The following is a 598-nucleotide window of genomic DNA, read 5'->3' on the forward strand; positions in this document are numbered from 1 at the left end:
TGGCGCTGGGCGGCCTGACCTTGCTCGTCGGCTTGCTCGGGATGCTGACGATCAAGGGCAGTCCGCGCGAGATCGGCTTCCCGGACTTCAGGTGGCAGGCGGGCCCGAGCGTCGATCACCACGCGACCAACGTCCCGCTGTCGCGCATCTTCCGCTCGCGCTGGATCTACGTTGGCTGGCTGGCGATCTTTGGCGACACCTTCGCGCTGGCGGCAACGGCGACCTGGGTGGTGCCGGCCTTCATCCAGCAGCAGGGCATGCCCGTTGCCAACGCTGCGCTGGTCGGTACGCTGATGGGGCTGTCGCAGGTGGCCTTCCTGCTGATCGGCGGCTGGCTGTCGGATCGCATGCCGCGCCTGGTCATGATCAAGCTGGGCGCGCTGCTGTCGGTGGTCTCTGCGCTGAGCTTCGTCGCCGCCACACACTATGCAATGCCGTGGGCGATGCTGCTGACTATCGCGGGACTGAGCGGCGTGACGGTGCTGTCCGGCGGTGCGATCTTCAGCCTGGTCAGCGAACGCTATGGCGAGGCGCTGGCCGCGACTGCCATCGGCTATGCCGAGCTTGGCGGCATCGTTTCCACCTTTATCGCGCCGAC

At 67.1% G+C, this 598-nt stretch carries 1 protein-coding gene; it reads left to right on the top strand.

Features of this window, described 5'->3' with window-relative positions:
- The coding region (locus tag AC1Q7H_RS39875; RefSeq protein WP_492316814.1) for an MFS transporter at window positions 1-598 on the top strand (598 nt) is incomplete at both ends.

It is taken from the genome of Cupriavidus sp. GW823-FHT06D04, from assembly GCF_058795055.1.